The sequence below is a fragment of the Parvimonas sp. M20 genome (genome assembly GCF_035282425.1).
Taxonomy (GTDB): domain Bacteria; phylum Bacillota; class Clostridia; order Tissierellales; family Peptoniphilaceae; genus Parvimonas.
This window is the reverse complement of the sequence record NZ_JAYKBQ010000155.1, coordinates 1-276: the sequence shown is the minus strand read 5'-3', so window position 1 is coordinate 276 and position 276 is coordinate 1. Positions and strand designations below refer to the sequence as shown.

Genomic DNA, 276 nt, shown 5'->3' with positions numbered 1-276 from the left:
CAGTTCGAGCCCTGGGGCTGGGTGGTCGGGTCCGGCATTTATATCGATGACGTCAATGCACTCATCCTGACGGAAGTCATTCGGGTTGGGCTGATCGCGCTGGCCGTTGCGGGAGGCATCGGTTTCATCGGCGTTCGCCTGGGGCGCAGTGTGGCCGGTCGGTTGCGCGTAGCCAGTGGTCATGCGATCGAGATTGCCTCCGGCATCCTTGATCGACGCATCGACCCCGGCCCGCAGGACGAGGTGGGCCAACTGATGTCAGCACTGGAACGCATG

At 63.0% G+C, this 276-nt stretch carries 1 protein-coding gene; it reads left to right on the top strand.

Annotated elements, in window-relative coordinates; genetic code table 11:
- Positions 1-276: HAMP domain-containing protein (locus VJI93_RS08795; RefSeq protein WP_324009320.1), on the top strand; the 276-nt coding region annotated here is incomplete at both ends.